Source organism: Sulfurovum sp. (assembly GCF_041562805.1).
GTDB lineage: Bacteria > Campylobacterota > Campylobacteria > Campylobacterales > Sulfurovaceae > Sulfurovum.
Genome location: NZ_JBFFOH010000018.1, coordinates 13,335 through 33,021, shown reverse-complemented (window position 1 = coordinate 33,021; position 19,687 = coordinate 13,335). Strand labels below are relative to the sequence as shown.

The window sequence follows — 19,687 nt, the reverse complement described above, 5'->3', positions numbered from 1 at the left end:
TACTTCATCGTTTTTACAAACAAATTATTCACTTCATCTCTTAATGCAACAAGTGCCGTTTCTGAGAATTCAGGATCGACCAAATGTATGTATTTTGTAGATACAGGTTTTTTATGTATAAAAATACGACTCAAATACTTGGCCATCAGTGATATAAACGGTAATAGCATTACTACACCCAGTATATTAAATAAAGTATGAAACAGTGCCAGTGCAGTTACAGGATCATTACGAAGTCCAACAACATCCATTACAAAATGTATTAAAAAAGGTAAAAGTAAAAACGCGGCCACCGCAGTAATAAAATTAAAGATAAAATGAGCCAGTGCAACACGTTTTTTATCAGGAATACCACCTATGGCTCCAAGAATAGCAGTAACAGTTGTTCCAATATTCGTACCTATAACCATAGCGGCTGACTGCTCAAAGCTGAGTATATGAACATACAAGGCACTCAGAACAATGGCTGTAGCTGCTGAACTAGATTGAATCAGTGCAGTGAGCACAAAGCCGATGCCTACAAACGCGATCAGAGGAAAGTTAGTAAATTTTGCAAGGTCGATCGCTCCTGCCAATGACTCTATAGCTGTTTTCATGATATCCAAACCAAGAAACAAAAGTCCGAATCCGACAAACACTTTGGCAACAGTAGTAACTTTTCTATGTGATGTACCTAATATAAGCATTAGTCCTCCTGCTCCTATCAGGGGGAGGGCAAAAGACTCTATCTGGACTTTAAAACCAAGGGTCGCAACGATCCATGAAGTGATCGTTGTACCAACATTCGATCCAAATATAACAGCAATACCTGAATTCATAGAAATTAACGAGGCACTAACAAATGAGAGTGTCATAAGTGTTACTACAGAAGAGCTTTGAAGTAGTGCCGTAGCCACAGCACCGCTCATGAGAGATTTGATAGTAGTGGATGTTGAGTTTTTTATCCAGGTTTTAAAGCGAACACCTGCAGATTCTTTAAGTGCAAGTTCCATATATAACATACCAAATAAAAACATTCCTAAACCAGAAAGTGTTTGTATAACTATGGATATCATATGTGCCTTTTTTTTAGGCATTATATCATAGTACTAGAAGAATATAAAAGTTATACTACTCATTATAGTATAGATTAATTTCAGATTATAGTTATAAAAATTATAATTTGAATGAATATTCAGTTTTATTAAATATAAACTGCTTTATAATATACTAAGTTAATCAAAAAGGATTTAAAATGCAAAAAAAGAAGATAGAGCATAGCGAGCCGGTGATAGATTTACTACACGGTGAGGGTAATGAAGGTATAAGTAGAAGAACCGCACTCAAAATGATGGGTGTTGGTGGTGCAGCCAGCGTAATGGGCATTCCTTCTGCTTCAGAAGCTGCTGAAGCAGAAGCGGCAGGTACAAAAAGTGATAAAAAGGCTAAGATATTAGTTGTTGGTGGTGGAGCAGGTGGTATTATGGCTTTGGCCAGACTTCATAGTGCTTTACCAAATGCTGACATTACGATCATTGCTCCTAATGAGATACATCTTTATCAACCTGGACAAGTATTTATGGCAGCTGGGCTTTACACTATCGATGATATTAAGAAAGAGAACAAAGACTTTATCCCTGATGATGTAAATTGGATCAAAGATGAAGTAGCTTCTTTCGATCCGGATAATAATAAAGTAACTACACGTGCAGGTGAAGAAGTACCATATGACTTTATGGTCGTAGCTACTGGTATGGAATACCATTATGAATGGATCAAAGGACTTACTGAAGACGATATCGGTAAAAATGGTATTTCCAGTGTCTATTTGAGTAATTTAGAGGAAGGTACTGCTAAAGGTGGTAGTGCAACATGGGAATGGTTTGAAGCACTAAAAGAAGCAGCTGCTTCAGGCAAAAAACCAAAAGCAATCTATACACAGCCAAGTTCAGCTATTAAATGTGGTGGAGCACCACAAAAAATTCTCTATCTAAGTGCCGATCATTTGAAAAAAGATGATCTAGGGGCTGATTTTATTTTTGCAACCAGCAAATCAAAACTTTTTAAACACCCTGAATTTGATGAATCATTACAGAAAGTACAGAAGCAATATGACACGATCACCAATAAGTTCAGACATAACCTTGTTGCCATTGATGTAAATAACAAGGTAGCAACTTTTGAAGAAACGTATGAGATCAAAGGTGAATACGATGAAGATCTGGAAGAGTATGATATGTCTGAGGAAAAAAGAATGGTTGAGATGACCTATGATTTCATCCATATTGTACCGCCAATGAGTGCATCTCAAGCTTTACTTGATTCACCTTTGGGTTGGCAAAAAGGTACAGCAAAAGGTTGGTTGGAAGTAGATCAGTATTCATTGCAGCACAGAAGATATGCAAATGTATTTGGAATCGGTGATGTATGTGGTATCCCTATATGTAGAACAGGTGGTTCAGCTAGACACCAAGGTCCGGTTGTTGTAGGTAACCTGGTTGCTGCATTAGAAGGTAAACCACTTAAAGAAAAGTTTGATGGTTATACTGTTTGTCCTATCAAAACTGAATATGGTCAGATCATGATGGCAGAATTTAACTATGAAGGTATAGCACCAACGATACCTTTCCTAAACCCTGCAGAGCCAAGATTTTTCTGGTGGGCATTTGATCTCTATCAGTTAAAACCTATGTATTGGTATTTAATGTTGAGAGGTTGGTTTTAGGCAGCACATGTAATTATTAAATAGGACCGTATTAGTCTTAAATAATAATTATAATATATAATAAACGTATGATATACTTATACATAACAACACAAATAAAGGAGTAATTATGAATGGTTTTGATGCACTTTATGAGAAAGCTAAAGATCGTGTAAAGGTGTTATCTGAGTTGCCTTCATCTAAAGAGGAATCGATAGAAGAAATGCTAGAAGGTAAAGGATTTGAACGGCGTGACTTTATGAAGTGGGCGGCTGGTATTACAGCAATGCTTGCATTACCAGCTCAATTTACACCTTTATTTGCCGAAGCTGCAAAGCTTGCAGATAGAGTACCATTGGTCTGGTTGCATATGGCAGAATGTACAGGATGTAGTGAATCACTTATCCGTTCAGCTTCACCTACTATTGATTCTTTGATATTTGATTATGTATCTATTGAGTATCATGAAACACTTATGGCTGCTGCAGGTTGGCAGGCAGAAGAAAATCTTGACAATGCATTAGAAAAATACAAGGGACGTTATATCTTACTTGTTGAAGGTGGTGTACCAACTGCAAATAATGGTCAGTACTTGACATTAGGTGCTCATGGTAAAACAGGTCTTAGTATCGTAACCGCAGCAGCAAAAGATGCCGCTGCGATCTTCTCTATTGGTACTTGTTCAAGCTTTGGGGGTATTCAAGCTGCTGCACCTAACCCTACAGGAGCAAAAGGTGTAGATAAGGTTGTTTCTCAACCAGTCATCAACGTACCGGGTTGTCCTCCTAGTGAAACGAACATTGTAGGAACGCTCATGCACTTCCTACTCTTCGGTACATTGCCAGCACTAGATCGTTACTCTCGTCCAAAGTGGGCTTATGGTCATAGGATTCATGATCTTTGCGAGAGACGTGGACATTTTGATGCAGGAGAATTTGTAGAGAGCTTTGGTGATGATGGTGCAAAAGACGGATGGTGTCTCTACAAACAAGGGTGTAAAGGTCCTTATACATTTAATAACTGTTCAACAGAACGGTTCAATCAAGGTACGAGTTGGCCTGTTCAAGCAGGACATGGTTGTATGGGATGTTCAGAGCCAGATTTCTGGGATACCATGGGTCCATTGGAACAACCTATCAAATCACATTTGGTGATGGGGCTCAATACTACAGTAGATGATGTAGGTAAAGCGCTTCTTACTGCAACAGTTGTTGGTATAGGTGCACATGCTGTAGCGAGTATATTTATGAATAAAAATGATGAGAAGGAAGGATAGATTATGGGTAACAGACGTGTAGTTATTGATCCGATAACAAGAATTGAAGGGCATTTACGTGTTGAAGTAGAAGTAGATGAAAACAATGTTGTGCAAAAAGCCTACTCATCATCCACATTGTGGAGAGGTATTGAACTTATCCTTAAAGGTCGTGACCCTCGTGATGCAGGTCTCATGGCACAGCGTATTTGTGGTGTTTGTACATATTCACACTATAAAGCAGGTGTGGAAGCGGTAGAAAATGCCTTGGGTGTAGAAGCACCGTATAATGCTAAACTGGTAAGGTCACTTTTAAATGCATCTCTTTATATGCATGACCATGTGGTACATTTTTACCACTTGCATGGACTAGACTGGGTTGATATCGTTTCTGCTCTTAGTGCAGATCCTAAAGCAGCTTCTGAGCTGGCATTTAAATACTCTGATCTTCCTATCGCGACAGGTACTGATGAATTGACTGCTGTACAGAATAAAGTTAAAGGATTTGTAGATAAGGGACAACTTGGGCCCTTTGCCAATGCTTATTGGGGAAATGGAACATATAAGTTCTCTCCTGAGCAGAACCTTATAGCACTTTCTCACTATTTGAAAGCACTTGAAGTACAGCGTATTGCTGCACAGATGTTTGCTATCTTTGGTGCGAAACAGCCACACCCACAAAGTTTAGTGGTTGGTGGGGTAACTTGTGTACGTGACATCTTGAGTCCGACGCGTTTATCTCAGTGGAGAGAAAAATATAGAATTGTGAAAGACTTTATTGATCGTGCATATCATGCAGATATCGTGATGGCTGCTGAAGCATATGGTACTGAAGAGAGTGTCCTTGGTGGGGTAGGTGTGAAAAACTTCATGTCTGGTGAGGCATTTATGCTTAACCGTACAGAACACCTTTTCCAAAGTGGTATTATCAAAGGTGGAGATCTAAGTAAAGTATTTGACATTGATGATATGAAGATAGAAGAAGATGTGACACATGCATGGTACAAAGGAACTAAGCCACTTCAACCTTATGATGGTGTAACAGATCCTGATTATACAGGTTTTGTTGATGGTGACACAGTGAATGGTCCAGCAAAGATCGTTGATGAAACGAAGAAATATACTTGGGTTAAAGCACCACGTTATGATGGTGAAGCAATGGAAGTTGGACCATTATCATGTCTACTTGTGAATTATGCAAGAGGAAATGAAAAAGTCAAAGCTGCAGTTGGTGGATTCTTGGAGAGAACTGGATTACCTGTTGGTGCACTCTTTACGACATTGGGTCGTACAGCAGCACGTATGCTTCAGACTAAATTGGTTTCTGACAATGCCATTACTATCTTTAACTCTTTAGTAGAAAATGTCAAAACAGATGACAGTACATATACTAAGTTTGAGATAGATCCTTCAAAAGAGTATACAGGACGCTTTATAGGTGAAGTTCCTCGTGGTACATTGAGTCACTGGGTACGCATTAAAAATGGTTTGGTCGAAAATTACCAGGCAGTTGTACCTACAACATGGAATGCTGGGCCTATGGATGCCAATGGTACTATTGGGCCATATGAAGCATCGTTAATTGGTTTGAAGATTGAAGATCCAACCAAACCACTTGAAGTCATTAGAATCATTCATTCATTTGACCCATGTATGTCATGTTCTGTACATGTTATGGATATTAAAGGCGTAGAACTTAGTGAATTTAAAGTGAATCCTATGAGTAGCAGTGCAAGCTGCTAGTGGGTCAGTATTTTTTTAATAAAAATAAATGAAAAGGAGTAAACATGGTACATGAAGAAAAATATACTTCAGATCATCCTGATTTTGTCTACAGTAGTGGCAATAGGATATTACACTGGATACGTGCTTCGGTGATTATAGGGCTTATCGTCACAGGTTTTTACATCGCCGATCCATTTCTTACACCTGAAGGTTCAACAGATAAGCTTTTGTATGCAGAATGGACCCAATGGCACTTGATCATAGGATTTGTTCTTATCGCTTCAGGATTACTTAGAATCTATCTTTTCTTCTTTGGAAAAGATAAAGAGGGTGAATTACGTTCAATGAAAGATGTGCTTAGTGTCCGATCTTGGATCACTCAGCTAAAATCTTACTTTTTTATCGGTGAGTTACGTAAAAAAGGTTTATATGGTCCCTTACAATTTATAACATATACTGCCATAATGATCTTAGTTGTTTTAGCTTCTGTAACTGGATTGGTACTTTATGTACATGTCTATCATTTAGGTATAGGTAGTTGGCTTTATGAGCCTATGCGTACTGTAGAGTATTGGATGGGTGGACTTGCGAATGTACGTTATATTCATCATATTGTTATGTGGGGATATTTGATCTTTATACCTATACATATTTATCTTGTGATCTGGTCTGCTATCCGCTTTAAACATGGTGCAATGGATGTAATGTTTACAGGATATGATTATCATTTAAAACATGATACTGATGAAGTTGAAGAAGATAAGAAGTGAAAATATTAGTCCTGGGCATAGGTAACCTGCTTTTTGGAGATGAAGGAATAGGTGTACATTTTATAAAATATATGGGTGAAAAGTACAATTTTGAGGGGGAACACCAGCTTGATATCGTAGATGGTGGTACACTTGCGCAAAGGCTTATACCGATCATTGTTGAGTATGACCGTCTGATCATCATTGATACGATCAATGCTCCCGGCGTTAAAGCAGGTGAAGTATACTTTTTTGACTTTGATGCTGTACCTGATACAGTAGACTGGCAAGGAAGTGCGCATGAAGTAGAAATGCTGCAGACACTCAATATGATGGACCTCATTGGAGATCGTCCTCCAACCATGATCATGGGTGTAGTGCCAACGATCATCGAAGCAACAGAGTTTTCTCTCTCAGAAGGTGTATCTGATGCCGTACCTATGATGGAGATGACCTTAGTGAATCATTTAAAAACTATAGGTATTAATGCAGTAAAAAAACAGGACGTAGATATGCAAGACATTCTTCCAAACTCTTTCAGGGCTCTCGATGCATATAGCGTTTAAATTTCAGTATATCCATGATAATGGATTATTTACACGACTCTTACGTCGTATTCAGGAACTCTCGGCTATCCCTATTTCACTTTATGAAGACGGAATGCATTACAGGATAGAAGCCTCAGGTGACCAACCTACACTTGAAACATTAGCAGAACAGATATCCAATCTTGTTCCCCAATCCCTTTTCTTACGTGATTATAAGATAGAAGAGATCCATAAAGAAGAAAATGATGGAGAAAATTTAATAACATCTTTATCTCCAGGGGAAACGCGATATAAAATTCCTTACTGTCCTGAATGTCAGGAGAAAGTAGTAAAGACATTCGATCCATTTAATCCATGCTCTGTCTGTGGATTTAGTGAAACTTCACTTACTATGGAGACATTAACTACATACACAGGTCTTACGGCTGCGAATGAGGAAGTATTTTTCACACAATTGGCTAATTTCCTAATAGAGAAAGGGGAACTTACTATACCAACCTACAATGGTATCCGCCATTTTTCACTCTTAAATTCGAATGTGCAGCATGCTGAAGGTATATTATTTTGTGATCCCACTGAGATCTCAGATAAATTTCTTATTACGCAGGGTGAGTTAGACTCACTGATGATGATAGAAAAACCTAGCGTTCGTCTAAAAACCAAATTGAAATTTCGTGTTGAATATGAATTGAATGAACCTTTTTATCCTGTTTTCTTTCCTGATGATAAAGTGACGTTGGCTCTCTCAACAGCATTAAAAGCCAAAGGTGTAGATGCAGTTTTCTCTGATCATGTACCGACACTTCGTACGGCTTCAGCATTAGCGGAACATGTTATTATTGCTACAGGACGAGATATGTTACCTTGGAATGTTTCTTTAACTTTAAAGTATTCTTCATTTTGTGAGTACGGTGGTTTTCAAGCATATGATGATAAAAATGGATTACATCTAGATCTAAGATTTGACTTAGGTGATCAGCCCCGAATACAATATATATCAAAGCATGAAAGATCTCAGGTTGAGAATGCCATACGTTTTGAGCCAGCGCACGCTGCATTGCGCTCTATTGTGCTTGAAAAGGCGCTAGAAGACCAATCTCTTTGTAGCATACATTTTAGTCGAGAGAATCATTCCCATATATTTAGTTTCTCTAAGAAAATTGGGTATACACCTATGGTGCTTTTTAGTAATGAACATCTTTCTCAGCCTAAGCAAATGTTAGATGCGATAGCTGAAATGGATGAAGGAGGAATGCGACTTGTTAATAATTTCAAAAATACATATTCTGAACTCTACGAAAAAGTGGAAAAGTTACGATTTAATACCTGCAGTAATATCTCTGATATAGCTAAACTATGGTCTATGGCTGCTGTGTTCATCGGTTTATATGATGGAGATAATGCAGGTAAAGCATGTGAAACACTTGAATCAACAGCCATAGAGTTTGGTGGAAAATCAGGTCCTCGTATTGATTACAAGGTCATCAGTACAAAGGAAGGATATCAACTTGATTTTAGACTTGCTATTCGTTCTGCTATCAGTTTTAAACTCGCAGGACTTGATGACTATCTACTTAGTTTTGGATTTATTGATTCACTTGCAGACTTCATAGCCGAACAGGCAGAAGATTCTGATGCTAATATCGGTATTGACGGAGTAGCACTCAGTGGTGATCTATTTGAAAATCGCCAGCTACTTATGCGAACCTACAATGCACTTAGTGTCAATTATCCGATTTATAGAAATGAGCGCTTGAGTATGGACAATGCCAATGTCGCACTCGGAGCGATTACTCTGGGTAATGAATAAAGAACTTTAATTATTAATGTACAATATTTTGTAGATTATTACAGCTTGAACAATTTAACTATTGGGCTAATTTATGCTAAAATATACAAATGAAATAAAAAGGATATCCTTGAAAATAGTAGATAAGAAAGCATTAAAAAGAGAATCTATCATACAGGCTGCATTACAACTTTTTTCTATAAATGGTTTTCATAAGACAACTATTCCTGACATTGCTAAGAAACTTCATATGAGTGTGGGGAATGTATATAATTATTTTTCATCTAAAGATCTCTTAGCTCAGGCGATTATTAAGTATACTTCTCAAGCATTGGGTGAGAAGATACATACAGTTAATATGATGGATGTGAGTGCCGAAGAGAAGATTGCGAAGATCGTTGATATTTATTTTACTATGGCAAGAGATAAGCCTGAGATGATAGAGTATTTTCTACGTGTATATCTCGCAAATCGTGAAGTATTTGGTGAGGGCTGTGAGGGGATGGTCTGTGTTTCTGGTTTTATCACTGAAATTATGATTTTCTTTGATGAATCTGTTTCTTCTGGAGAGTTGCGTAACCAAGATTTCTTCTCTGCTTTTGGGCTTTTTATGGGATACTTAGGAGGTATGGTTTTTCTCAAAGGAGAAGATATTTTACCTAAGGCTATCGAGGAATATACAGATGATATTTCACGTAATATTTATAACGCGCTAAAGGCGTAAAGGATGACAAGCCAAAACAAACCTAAGTTGCTTTGGCTACAGTCTATAACTTGTAATGGTAATACCCACTCTTTTTTAAACCACCCAGATCTTTTTTATATACTTTCATATTTTGAACTGGTGCATCATCCTGTACTGGATACCTCGTACAGTATGGAAGATGTTATATCAGGTATTGTACCTTGTGATGTGCTCATCCTTGAAGGTTCATTTCAAGAAGAAGGATTTTTGAAAAGTGGTGTGGAAGTGTCATCAATTATAGAGAAGTATGCCAGAAAAGCGAAGCATATTATATCTGCTGGGACCTGTGCAACTTTTGGAGGAATATTTAAACAAAAAAACCCTGACAATATTTCCGGTTTTTGTTTTGATGGTGAAGAGAAGACTGAACGTTTTAGTGAGTATGCTTCTAAACTTATATCCCTACCGGGTTGCCCTATACATCCTAAGTGGCTCTCTTATGTACTTTTGATGATATCAGGGAATAAAGACATTCCCATCGACAATTTGCATCGTCCAGTAGAGCTTTATGGTTACACTGTACATACCGGATGTACGCGAAATGAGTATTTTGAATGGAAGATAGATACCAAAAATTTTGGACTTAAAGAGGGGTGCCTTTTTTATGAGCAAGGATGTCAAGGTCCTTACACTAGAGGAAGTTGTAACAAAATACTGTGGAATGATACAAGTTCTAAAACTCGTGTAGGTACACCATGCTTTGGTTGTACGGAGCCTAACTACCCACAAGAGTCACTCTTTAGTACAAAGACTAACATGGGAATACCTGCTAAAATGCCACTAGGAGTATCAAAACGAGCCTATTTGACAGTCACAGGTGTGACGAAGAGTTTCACAATTAAACGTTTCTCGGAACGACTTATGGAATATGATAAATGAATAAAGTAACTGTTAGGCAACTTATAGAGAAGATTGAAGGTGAAGCGGAATTAGATTTCACATTTAATCAAGGTAAGATAGAAGATGTAAAGATAAACTTCGGATTTTACCGTGGGATAGAAGAGATACTTAGAGGTAAAGATGCACGTGATGCTTTAGTAATCACACCACGAGTCTGTGGTATCTGTAACCATGCACATCTTTTAGCCGCGGTACGTGCTATAGAAAATGGATATGAAAATGCAGGATTAAGGGTTAACCTTACTTCTAAAGCAAATGACATACGAGAATTTACTTTGTCATGTGAGCTTATACAAAACCATATAAAATGGCTTTATTTGGCCATACTTCCACAGCTTGAAAAGTATAGTGGAGTTGTTAGTGAAGAAAACTATGCTATTAAGGCTACGTATCTTACTTCAACTATTACTAAAGCACTGGCTATTTTTGCAGGACAATGGCCACATTCTTCTTACGCAGTCCCAGGTGGGGTGACCTGTGATCCTACACATCTTGATGTGATGCAAGCACAAAGCCTTGTAGATGAAAGCATTAAATTCTTCGAAGAGGTGATGGTTGGACTTTCTTTAGATGAATATTTATCAATAAATTCAGTTTCTTCTTTTGATCAGATACAAGGTGACATTGGCAAGCTACTACATCTTATGATGGTTAATGATATGGGAGAAAAAGGATTTAGTCATGACAAGTTTATTGTCTTTGGAGACTGTATCCTTTCCCAACCGGGAAAGTCCATTGTTACAACTGTTACAAATGTCGATATACGTTACGTGCAAGAAGATGAACAAGAAGGTACTGTAGCAAAGGCAGTAACATATAAAGATAAACTTTATGAAGTGGGACCACTGGCTAGAGGTATGGTTGCTAAAGTGCCCATAGTAAAAAGTTTACATAAACGCTACAAGGATTCTGTACTAGCTCGTGTCTATGCACGGATGCATGAAGTAGCACTTTTGCTCGAGTATTCTAAAAACTTACTCAAAAACCTAAAACTGGATGAGCCCTCATGTGTATTGGATGCAGATGTGAGACTTTATGAGTTTGAAGGTGCAGGTGTTGTAGAAGCTGCAAGAGGATCACTTATACATAAGACGACAGTAAAAGAAGGTCTTATTACAAATTATGACATTATAACGCCTACTCAGTGGAATCTTAGTCATGGTAGAAAAGAAGAACAAGGAATAGCTATAGAAGCTATGGTTGGTTCATCAAGCATAGAAGAGGCAACGTTTATATTCCGCACTTTTGATGTCTGCTCTGTTTGTACTGCACAATAATATAATATATATTTAACTTATTCCAAAAATCAACAACTATAAATTATTTTAATTAAATGAATGACTATTCATTTAATTTTAAGTTTTTTTACCTACCATACTGAATACCTATTCATTTTAATGAAAAAATGTAATAAATTAAGTATAGAAAGGGTTATAATGGACAATATGGTCATGAGTCGAATGAATCTTCCTTCTTTAGGTATTGCTGTAAGAACACTCTTTACAGGTTATTTACTTGTTATGGCAGTGGGATTTATAATGTCAGGGGTTCAAATACTTTTAACACATGGTATGGCAGATGGTAAATTAGGCGTATCCGTTGATGATGTTGTTTATCGTTATCATGGTAATAGAAATTCTTCTAAATTAGAAGTAAAGTTACATGGTTCCATGAAAGATAAAGCGAGTGATAAAGATAGAACAACATTAGTCAAATGGGCAAGAGAAGGGGCACCACTAGTACATTGGAAAAAAGTTGAGCCTATTTTTGAAGCAAATTGTGTGCAGTGTCATAGTTCAATACCAGGACTACCTGAGTTTATTGAATATGAAGAAACAGCTGAAGTGGCAAAAACTGATATGGGTGCATCAGTAGATTCTTTGACTAGAGTTTCACATATTCATCTTTTTGGTATTGCTTTCATATTCATTTTTGTTGGGTACATATTTTCTTTAGCTGTAGGGTTTAATGAAAAATTTAAGGCTTTTATTATCGCAATTCCATTTGGATTTTTAATTATAGATATATCTTCATGGTGGATTACATCTATATTCCCTGGATTTGCTTGGTTTACAATTATAGGTGGTTTTGGTTATATGATGGCATTTGCATTAATGTGGACAACATCAATGTATCAGATGTGGATACTTCCTCGTAATGGAAAAGAGTATCGTATAAATGAATGGAATGATGAAAGATAGAAGTAAGTTTATATTATTTGTTTATGTTAAAAAACAAAAAAATGTAAACTTATTACTAAATTGAATGTATATTCATTTTAGTTTAAGTTTAATTTATTATCATGGTGAATGAACATTCAATAATATTTTGAATTAAAAAAAGGAGAACAGATGGGTATGGATAAACAAGAGTCCGTAAAAAAACTTTTTACGGCACAAAGTGCGAAAGTAGATACAAATAAAGGTGATGCATATTACGATGAGTTATATCTAAAATGTCAAGCAAGACTCGATGACTTAAAAAAGTTAGATCCGCTTAACAATAGAATGGACTTTACAGAAAGCATCGAAGATCAAGGTCTTGAAAGAAGAGATTTCCTTAAGTGGGCATCTGCAACAACAGCAATGTTGATGTTGCCAGCTTCATTTACGCCATTGGTAGCCGAAGCAGCAGTACTTATGAATCGTGTGCCTGTAATATGGGTAGAGCTATCTGACTGTGCTGGTAACTCTGAAGCACTTCTTAGATCTGATGGACCAAAAATTGATGAAATTATCTTAGATATTATCTCTCTTGAGTTTCATGAAACACTACAGGCAGCTTCAGGTCATCAAGCTGAGAAACAGATGAATGAGGCAATGGAACACTTTAATGGTAAGTACTTATTATTTGTTGAAGGTGCAGTGCCTTTAGGTATGGATGGTAATTATGGGACTATAGGAGCTACAGGTGAAACATTTGTGGATCACCTACATCGTGCAGCAGCTGGAGCAGCAGCAGTTGTAGCGGTAGGTTCTTGTGCTACTTATGGAGGTATCCCTGCAGCAGCGCCAAACCCTACAGATTCTGTAGGTGTTATGGATGTTGTTAAAGGTAAGCCTGTTATTAATATTCCTGCATGTCCTGCAAACCCTTCAAATATGGTTGGAGTTATTTTACATTTTGTACTTACAGGAAGTATTCCTGAGTTAGATTCACTTCTCAGACCTAAGTTTGCCTTTGGATACAGAATTCATGACAACTGTGAAAGAAGAGCACACTTTGATGCTGGAGAGTATGTAGAAGAGTGGGGTGATGAAGGTGCGAAGAACAATTTCTGTCTTTATAAAGTGGGTTGTAAAGGACCAATGACCTTTAACAACTGTTCTATCATCCGATATAACGAAGGTGTGAACTGGCCAATTGGTGTTGGTCGTGGGTGTATTGGTTGTTCTGAACCAGATTTCTGGGACAAATATGCATATGAAAGACCGATGTCAGATGCAAATATTAAAGCACCTACAGGTGGTGTTGAAAAAACGGTTGATGAGTTTGGTCTAGGCTTACTCACAGCAGCAGGTATCGGTATTGGTATTCACGCAGCAGCTAGTGCAATAGCAGGTAAAAGAGTAGAAGAAGAAGGAGAATCATAATGCCAGAATTTAATGAAGAAGCAGAAGCACACTTGACAGGTGGTGGAAGCGAAATGACAGGAACAAATGAAATGGAACAAAACACACACGATACTGCACATGGGGCAGACGGAAATTTTCATCAGACTGATGCAAGTGGAAATAAGCATATTATTGTTGATCCAATTACAAGAATAGAAGGTCATCTAAGAATTGAAGCAGTAATTGATAGTAATAACACTATTGTTGATGCATGGAGTTCCTCAACAATGTTTAGAGGAATTGAAACTATCGTAAAAGGTAGAGACCCAAGAGATGTTGGTTTAATGACTATGCGTATCTGTGGTGTATGTACAGGAACACACTATCAAAGAAGTATTGAAGCAGTTGAAGATGCATTTAATATTACAATTCCTAAGAATGCACGTATCGTACGTAACCTTATTCAAGGTTCTCTACAAGTACATGATCACTTTGTACATTTCTATCATCTTCATGCACTCGATTTTGTAGATGTAGTAGCAGCAACAAAAGCAGATCCTGAAGCCACAGCAAGAGAGGCTCAAAAATGGGCAAAAGCTGCAGGTACTACACCATACATTGATGGAGCATCTGCTTTCAAAGAAGTACAAGATCGTATCATTAAGTTTGTAAAAGAAGGTCGTTTAGGTATATTTGGAAATGGTTACTGGGGTAATAACAGTTATAAACTAACTCCTGAGCAAAACCTTATTGGTGTGGCTCATTACCTAAAAGGACTTGATGTTCAAAGACGTATGTCTAAAATGCATGCACTCTTTGGTGGGAAATCTCCTCACCCTCAGTCTATTGTTGTTGGTGGAGTGACATGTGTACAAGATATTCAAAACCCTTCACGTATTGCTCTTTTCCAAGAGTTATTACGTGAAACAACAGAATTTGTAAAAAAAGCGTATCTTCCAGATATCTATATGGCAGGAACTGCTTATGCAGATGAAGCAACTGATTCAAGTACAAGTTTTCATGGTACAAAACATAAAGGTACCCTAGGAAAAGGTATCGGTGGAACAGGTGGAGGTCTACTTTCATATATGTCTTATGGTGACTTTAGATTAGATGATACAGGGTTCTACAATTCTGACTTATTTCTGCCTGCTGGTGTAATATTGGATGGTGATCTAAGTACAGTACATGAACTAGATGAAGAGATGATCACTGAAGATGTAACTCACTCTTGGTTCGAAGGAACAGGTGCACCAGAGCATCCATATGTCGGTACAACTATCCCTAAATATACAGGTCTTGATAAAAAAGATGATGGATATGCATATCTTAAAACTGAAGAGAAATATTCTTGGATTAAGTCACCACTTTATGATGGACGTAAGGTTGAAGTTGGACCATTGGCTCGTATGGCTATAGGTTTTGCAAAGGGTGACAAGACTATCACTAAATATGTTGGGAACTTCTTAAAACGTTCAGGTCTTCCTGTGTCAGTTCTCTTCTCAACAGTCGGTAGAACTGCGGCTCGTGCTATTGAGACAGAGATGATTGCGGATGAGATGATGAAGTGGGCTAATGAATTAGCATCAAATGCTGCACATGGGGATCTTAGTACTTGGACTAAATTTGACTTTGATGAAGTAAGTAAAGACTGTAAAGGTAGAGGACTTGCTGAAGCACCTAGAGGAAGTTTGGGACACTGGATTGTCATTAAAGATGGTAGAGTAACGAACTTCCAAGCAGTTGTACCTTCCACATGGAATGCAGGACCTAGAGGGCCAAATGGTGAAATAGGTGCTTATGAGGCATCACTGATTGGTACAAAAGTAGCTAATCCAGAAGAACCATTGGAAATCATTAGAACAGTTCATAGTTTTGATCCTTGTATTGCTTGCGCGGTGCATGTGGTGGACACAAAAGGTAAGGAGTTAGCTGTGTACAAAGTTGACCCTACCTGTGCATTCTAGGGGGTTTATGATGAAACCCGGATATAAAAAAATTGAACGGATGAATGCTACTACGCGTATCATCCACTGGACGAATGTTTTTTCTATGATTGTTGCTGTAGTAACGGGGCTCTATATTGCGCATCCTTATTATCAAACCTTTATCGCAGATCCTGCGGTAGATAAGTATGTTATGGCATGGAACCGTTGGGCACATTTTATTGTTGCAATTATCTTTGATGTTACATCGATTGTAATCTTTTATCTTGCATTTGCAACGCGTTTTCTAAAGGTGAAACCATATAAAAAAGATATTCCAAATCAGAGTAATATAAAACAGTTCTTTGAGGTGGTTTTAAATCTTGTGATGCTTAATAGACGTAAGAAATTTGATTCAAGTTATCTTGATAGCTTTAATGCAGTGTATTTCACGATATTCCACCTGATGCTTGTATGGATGCTATTGACTGGGCTTCAGATGTATGTACATGGTTTAGGTTCTGGCCTTAGTTCGATTGGTGAGTGGTGGCCATGGATGTTACACTTTATAACAGATTGGACTATTCCTGTAAGTGGTTGGATACATGGTTCTGGACCTACAGCTTCTATAATGAGTGTACGTATTTCACACCATTACACGATGTGGTGGATCATTGCCTGGGTAGTCTTTCATATTTATTATCAAGTATGGCGTAGTATCTTCTGGAAAGAAGGTGATATTAATATTGTTGTAGGTGGCGGTAAATATGTAAAAATAAAAGAGGATGACAAAGAAGCATAATGCTTCTTTGTTTAAAGGATTAAACTTGATATATGAAAAAGTAGCACTTATCGGTATAGGTAATATTATGTTTCATGATGAAGGTCTTGGGGCTTATTTAGTGAAGTACATAGAAGAAAACTATGTTATACCAGAGTGCTTGACGATAGTTGAAGGTGGAACATTAGGCTTTACACTTATGACTTATTATCAAGAGTATGACAAGATAATTGTTGTTGGCACAGGTTCAAAAGAGGGTCCCGTAGGGACTATATCTTCAGAATCTAGTGAAGAAGTGATGAATCATAGTGCTAGAACACGTCAAACTGCTAATGAAGTAGAAATTACTATGATGATTGAAATTTGTTCTTTTCATAAAGATATGGGAGAAGTACAACTTATAACTATGGTACCAGATGACATTATTGATGTATGTAATGGACTTACTGATTCAGTACTAAGTCATATGCCCAAACTTGTAGATGCCACTTTAGAAGAGTTGGAAAACTCTGGTATTAGATTGAGAAAAAGTTTTTGTAGAGGAGTTTCTTTTGAAACTATAATAGATGCCTATGCTAATCCGAAAGTTTCAGATTACAATGACATGTCTAAGTTAGCATAAATTAGAATTATATAGTACTCAGCTGGGTAGGTAAAACATATGTTTGTCCATCTTCACATAGATAAATGTTTATTACTCCACCTTGATTAAAGTAACGCACTTACTTCAGCTGAAACCAATTGAGTAGTATATAATTAGTGTTCATCCGTATTAATGTTTGTTTAAAATATCATTGTTTAGTACACAGCCAGATAAATTAGATGTTGGTCATTTTATATTTTATCCTTGTCCGAGAGTAAAATAATTTTGCATTCCTTTTATTGTATTTTATTTTTATCTGGTTGTGTAGTAAATAATTATAATAAATTATTTATGAAAATTTAAAATATCATTGTTTAGTACACAGCCAGACAGTCAATTAAATTGTTAAATAGTATAACCTTGAAAATTGATTAATAAGAAAACATGCTTCCTCCCAATTATTATGTTTATCTACTTCATTTATGTCTGGTTGTGTAGTAAACAATTATAAGGAACCTACATGTACTTCATTTTTGAAATTGAATTTTTCTCTGATAAAAATTATCTTTCCAATCTTATATCGGCTTACGCAAAGCAAAAACAAATGCAAGTGGATATCATACAAAGCAGAGATAAAATAGTAATGGTCTTTGATAAAGAAGATGATAAAATTGAAAGCTTTTTAAATGGAATGGAAGAAGTGCTACCTGCTTCACTATTCTTAGGTAAGGGGAAACATTATTTTGATGATGAGAAACCAGTACTCTTACCCGTTTCTAAAGCAAATTTACCTGTTAATATCGCACCTTGTCCTACTTGTCAAAAAGAGATGTTCGATGTAAGTAGCCGTCGTTACTATTACCCTTTTACCTCTTGTAATCACTGTGGTACACAGCATCCATTTTTAGACAAGTACCCCTATAATCGTTCAAATACAGTGATGAAATTCCTTACACCATGTTATAACTGTAAGGAAGAAGCTAATAGTAATGCTTTACGTTTAGACTATCCACTTATCTCGTGTATAGAATGTGGTATAGCCATTCGTATGTTAGACAAAGAGAGTGAACACTTAGCCCTCAATAAAGGCGATTTTAGAAAACTTTTTGAGGTCAGTGGTAGAGCCATATCAGAGGGTAAGCACGTGTTAATGAAAACGGCACATGGCTTTAGAATGTTTTTTAAACCTACAGCTGAGTATAGTCCAGCTACAAGCACTATTCTCATGGCTGATGCCAATGGTTTTAATGTACACCTCATGATGGTAGAGCAAGAATTCAATGCACTTCTTAGTATAGAGAGACCATTACTCAGGGTTGCTACCAAAAGTGATGAACTAAAAGCACTCTATGGCTCAAGCGTACAAGTGAAGTATCCAGATGATGGGATGACTATGCTTCTAGCACGTGAAGTTATGACTGCCGGACTTCAGTACATATCATACATCGAGTGTGATAGTAGCGAAGAGGCAGATTTCTTAGTGGACTTCGATATGCCTATTAACCCTCAAGAGGATATGAAGATATTTATAAACCAAGACAAAAAGTTATTTGTCTCTGGTAAGCGTATATTATTTCCTGCGGCTGTGCAGAGTAATAAAAACAGAGTTACAATAGCCCATGATTTAGCATGTGTGAAAACAGGAAAACAGAGTGTGATAGACTCTTTAGAAGTATTTGACTCAGTAGATACTGAAGAACTCTATGTACTAAAAACAGAAGATTTTAATGGTGATCATAGCAGGGAGCATCGTTTTGAACAGTATCAAGCCTCTATGCTGTCTGTACTTGCAGAGCACCATAAAGTAGGGCAAAAAGCTATCGGTGTTCACTTTGATGGTACCCTAAATTTTCTCTACTACAATGGAAAACAAGTTATTAATGCTGTACCTGCGATACCGTTTGAATCAGATAATCTTTGGGAAAAGATAAGCACACTTAGAGAAGGCTCAGACAGGCTGGTAGGAAATTACAAAAAAGCCTACCCTGAAGTATTTGAACGATTAGATAATCTAGAAGGTGATATGGATATCTTTGAAGTGACAGCTATTGCTTTAGGTCTTGAAGATGAGAGTTTTGAAGGTATATCTGCTGAAGCATTGAGCTTTTTAGGTAAGGGTGGATTGCAAATAGACACCAGAGTTAAAGACAACCGTTTTGACAACTATGCGTTTCTAACAAGTATTATGAGTTATCAGTTGGGAGATGTAGCAAATAACTTCATGTGCTATAGCATTTACGAGTCTTTTGGAGACTATATTGGTGAGATTGTCCCTCAACTTATTGAAAAGTCTGAAGCAAAAATAATCACACTAACAGGTGAAACTTTTGCCAATCAATCACTTTATGCTCGTATACAAAGAACTCTTGGGCAACATAATCCATTGATGAACAAGAATTTTCCTATAGGTAAAGAGAATGCAGTATACGGTGCATTGTACCTCTAAAATA

At 37.1% G+C, this 19,687-nt stretch carries 16 protein-coding genes; 15 read left to right on the top strand and 1 reads right to left on the bottom strand.

The features are described 5' to 3' along the window. The coding region (locus tag ABYK33_RS04330; protein WP_373031746.1) for a Na/Pi cotransporter family protein at window positions 1–1,055 on the bottom strand (1,055 nt) is incomplete at its 3' end. 179 nt (window positions 1,056–1,234) lie between these two features. Here ABYK33_RS04330 and ABYK33_RS04325 point away from each other — a divergent pair. The 15 genes from ABYK33_RS04325 (at window position 1,235) to ABYK33_RS04255 (ending at window position 19,683) form a co-directional block, all read left to right on the top strand. Then, window positions 1,235–2,704, top strand: coding sequence for an NAD(P)/FAD-dependent oxidoreductase (locus tag ABYK33_RS04325; protein ID WP_373031745.1), 1,470 nt, complete (start codon window positions 1,235–1,237; stop codon window positions 2,702–2,704). Between the two features lie 109 nt (window positions 2,705–2,813). Next, the gene (locus ABYK33_RS04320) at window positions 2,814–3,959 is read left to right on the top strand and encodes a hydrogenase small subunit (protein ID WP_373031744.1); all 1,146 of its coding nucleotides are present in this window, start codon (window positions 2,814–2,816) and stop codon (window positions 3,957–3,959) included. A gap of 3 nt (window positions 3,960–3,962) precedes the next feature. After that, entirely contained in the window at window positions 3,963–5,681 is a 1,719-nt protein-coding gene (locus ABYK33_RS04315) for a nickel-dependent hydrogenase large subunit (protein ID WP_373031743.1), read from the top strand. Between the two features lie 44 nt (window positions 5,682–5,725). Continuing rightward, window positions 5,726–6,433 (top strand): Ni/Fe-hydrogenase, b-type cytochrome subunit, encoded by a 708-nt coding sequence (gene cybH, locus ABYK33_RS04310; RefSeq protein WP_373031742.1) that lies wholly within the window; start codon window positions 5,726–5,728, stop codon window positions 6,431–6,433. Beyond that, the gene (locus ABYK33_RS04305) at window positions 6,430–6,978 is read left to right on the top strand and encodes a HyaD/HybD family hydrogenase maturation endopeptidase (protein ID WP_373031741.1); all 549 of its coding nucleotides are present in this window, start codon (window positions 6,430–6,432) and stop codon (window positions 6,976–6,978) included. Before cybH ends, ABYK33_RS04305 begins: the two co-directional genes overlap by 4 nt. Further along, complete coding sequence (locus tag ABYK33_RS04300) at window positions 6,962–8,770, top strand: hypothetical protein (RefSeq protein ID WP_373031740.1); 1,809 nt, start codon at window positions 6,962–6,964, stop codon at window positions 8,768–8,770. Before ABYK33_RS04305 ends, ABYK33_RS04300 begins: the two co-directional genes overlap by 17 nt. A gap of 109 nt (window positions 8,771–8,879) precedes the next feature. Continuing rightward, window positions 8,880–9,473, top strand: coding sequence for a TetR/AcrR family transcriptional regulator (locus ABYK33_RS04295; RefSeq protein ID WP_373031738.1), 594 nt, complete (start codon window positions 8,880–8,882; stop codon window positions 9,471–9,473). 3 nt (window positions 9,474–9,476) lie between these two features. After that, a complete protein-coding gene (locus ABYK33_RS04290; protein WP_373031737.1) occupies window positions 9,477–10,373 on the top strand; it encodes a hydrogenase in 897 nt (298 codons plus the stop codon). Further along, on the top strand, window positions 10,370–11,671 hold the full coding sequence (locus ABYK33_RS04285; RefSeq protein WP_373031736.1) for a nickel-dependent hydrogenase large subunit: 1,302 nt from the start codon (window positions 10,370–10,372) through the stop codon (window positions 11,669–11,671). Before ABYK33_RS04290 ends, ABYK33_RS04285 begins: the two co-directional genes overlap by 4 nt. A 159-nt stretch (window positions 11,672–11,830) precedes the next feature. Continuing rightward, window positions 11,831–12,595: a hypothetical protein gene (locus ABYK33_RS04280; RefSeq protein WP_373031735.1), complete on the top strand. Its 765-nt coding sequence runs from the start codon at window positions 11,831–11,833 to the stop codon at window positions 12,593–12,595. Window positions 12,596–12,745: 150 nt separating this feature from the next. After that, window positions 12,746–13,987: a hydrogenase small subunit gene (locus ABYK33_RS04275; RefSeq protein ID WP_373031734.1), complete on the top strand. Its 1,242-nt coding sequence runs from the start codon at window positions 12,746–12,748 to the stop codon at window positions 13,985–13,987. Next, the gene (locus ABYK33_RS04270; protein WP_373031733.1) at window positions 13,987–15,915 is read left to right on the top strand and encodes a nickel-dependent hydrogenase large subunit; all 1,929 of its coding nucleotides are present in this window, start codon (window positions 13,987–13,989) and stop codon (window positions 15,913–15,915) included. The genes ABYK33_RS04275 and ABYK33_RS04270 overlap by 1 nt, the downstream gene beginning before the upstream one ends. Window positions 15,916–15,925: 10 nt before the next feature. Next, window positions 15,926–16,675, top strand: a complete 750-nt coding sequence (locus ABYK33_RS04265) for a cytochrome b/b6 domain-containing protein (RefSeq protein ID WP_373031747.1) — start codon at window positions 15,926–15,928, stop codon at window positions 16,673–16,675. Beyond that, entirely contained in the window at window positions 16,659–17,276 is a 618-nt protein-coding gene (locus ABYK33_RS04260; RefSeq protein ID WP_373031732.1) for a HyaD/HybD family hydrogenase maturation endopeptidase, read from the top strand. The genes ABYK33_RS04265 and ABYK33_RS04260 overlap by 17 nt, the downstream gene beginning before the upstream one ends. A 481-nt stretch (window positions 17,277–17,757) precedes the next feature. Beyond that, entirely contained in the window at window positions 17,758–19,683 is a 1,926-nt protein-coding gene (locus ABYK33_RS04255; RefSeq protein ID WP_373031731.1) for a hypothetical protein, read from the top strand. The last annotated feature ends 4 nt before the right edge of the window (window positions 19,684–19,687 follow it).